This is a genomic window from Martelella alba, assembly GCF_005217455.1.
Lineage (GTDB): Bacteria > Pseudomonadota > Gammaproteobacteria > Enterobacterales > Enterobacteriaceae > Acerihabitans.
In genome coordinates, this window is record NZ_SZPQ01000104.1 from 1 (window position 1) to 2,137 (window position 2,137).

The window sequence follows — 2,137 nt, forward strand, 5'->3', positions numbered from 1 at the left end:
CGATCTTCGGTACTGACGACGCTGATTTCTCCACGAGCGATGAGCTCCATCAAATCATTCTGCGCCTGTAGCTGCACAGGCCCCTGGTTCGCGATGAGCTTGATCCCGAGCTTACGAACAAACACGCTCAGGGCATTACCTACCCCGATGAACAGATTTTTCACCACGCTGACGTCTGCATTTTTACCGGCGGTGGCTATCAGGTTCTGGCCAGGGCTATAATAAATGTCGTATTCAACACCAGAAGCGCACGACGAGCCCTACGGGTCTCACTCAAGATCCATTGCTCCCGACGCTGGTCAAAACCATTCGCTTTACTGTCCTGTAATGACCTGACCCACATGCGAAAGCCGAAAGTTACAATCCAAACAACAACAGGCGTACCAATAACGACCAACCAGAAGTGGTTATTTTCGATGTATCGCCCGAATATGTGCATGAAGATCATGCTGATGACCAACATCGCCACCAGGACAGCAATTCAACGTGTGTTTTTTTGATGTGACCGGTCGTGGATAACATTCAGGAAGATGCTTTAGAGAATAAAACATATTTTCTCAGCCAGATAACTACAATAAAACTTCAAACACTATACTTAACAAACTTCAAATCAAATGCCCCAGAAAACATTTTGCAAGGGAGCATCCAAGAATCAAACTCATGAAGTTATAATGTTTTGGTTTTCTTACCAGACTTTGACAACTGATATACTTCTTCAATTAAATATCTATTTTTATCCGAAACCAAGTGATATTCAAAATAATCCATATCAGCGCCTGCCTCTCCAAATCTAGACGATACACCTGTTCTAATTATTATCTCTTGGTCATTTTTTTTAGTGCTGAGTATTTTTTCCCCATCAGCAATATGCAGCGAGTATTGCCCGTAGACATCATAACCGATCCTGCTTGTAGATTGAGTGCAATATTTGTCAAGTAATTTACTGTACTCATCTTTTGCCTGGAAACCAGTGCCTTCACTTAAATTTTTCGTAGCTTCTTCATTCCACTGTTCATAGTCAATTATAAAGTTAATGACTGTCTGCTGAGGAGTCAGATTTGAATTTGAACTCATTGCAAAAACAGAAAAGCTCATCGGCAAAAATAACACGATTAGCAATTTTAAAAATTTCATATTTAATTTATTCCTTAATGGAAAAATAATCGTCTTCTTGTTCTGTAGAATCGTTAAGCGCATACCAGGCGTGCTTAAACGCAGGCCACCTGACGTCCTCAAACGCCATTCTCCCTGGATTTATTCTCCGTGTAACCTCTTCTGCATCGTTATGAGTCGCACCTTGATCAGCCCAAAAGTTTATACCTAATTTCCCTGAGGCCACTAATCGTCCATTGCGGCTTATATATCTTTGCTTACTGGACCAGTAATAACCCCCGGCATCAAATGCAAAAAATGCATCCTCTCCAATCAGTTCATTATGGGGTTCGACAGTGAAATAATTAGAACCTGAACCTTTCCGATATTCACTGTAATGACCATAATTAGCCCTTCCAGTAAGATGCATAGATCCTCGACCTTTAAATCTAACACCATCACCAGTCAGTGTATTCCCTAACTTATGGCCCTGATCCGTGCCTGGGTCGTAGTGTACAGAAAAATAGTTCGCAGAACCCAGCTCGACTAAACTATCGAACCGCTCGGTTTCAGCAGCCATCTGGCCGAAGAAGTGTGAAATTCTGATTGGTGTGTTAATTCCATATTTATTTAGTATTTTGGGGAGAGCCTCATTTATCGCCGCTGGACGTTTAACATCCCCTGCACTATTCGTGCCCTCTTCGATTAAACGTTTTATTAGTTCATCAATGGTTAATGGATGTCGACGATCATAAACAGCCACTGGTGATTTTTGATACTTTCTTACCAATTTAATAATATCGTTCAGACTGAGCCAACTGCAAAGTCTCATGTGAGTAATAAAATATACAGGGTTGAAATGCCATAGTCTTCCGCTACTAAATACACCGGTACCATAGCACAGCGCTTCTGCATGGGCTTTAAATTTCGCATAATCAGCTTCTGTCATCGGATCATGCTCCTCACTTCCCGTTTTCAGCCACGAGAAGCGGGTGTCGATCGTACTTTTTTCCCATTCAAACGGGAAATGACAGATTAGCTTTCC

The 2,137-nt window shown here is 41.8% G+C and carries 3 protein-coding genes; all 3 read right to left on the reverse strand.

The window, feature by feature from the left end:
• Positions 1-227 (reverse strand): DUF2345 domain-containing protein (locus FCN80_RS27565; protein ID WP_373880367.1); only part of this gene is annotated, 227 nt, incomplete at its 3' end.
• Between the two features lie 439 nt (positions 228-666).
• A complete protein-coding gene (locus FCN80_RS25675) occupies positions 667-1,134 on the reverse strand; it encodes an NTF2 fold immunity protein (RefSeq protein WP_170975535.1) in 468 nt (155 codons plus the stop codon).
• Positions 1,135-1,141: 7 nt separating this feature from the next.
• The coding region (locus tag FCN80_RS26615; RefSeq protein WP_373880366.1) for a glycoside hydrolase family 19 protein at positions 1,142-2,137 on the reverse strand (996 nt) is incomplete at its 5' end.

Coding starts and splice junctions, on each gene's coding strand:
- FCN80_RS25675 (WP_170975535.1), bottom strand. CDS start 1,134: ATGAAATTTTTAAAATTGCTAATCGTGTTATTTTTGCCGATGAGCTTT.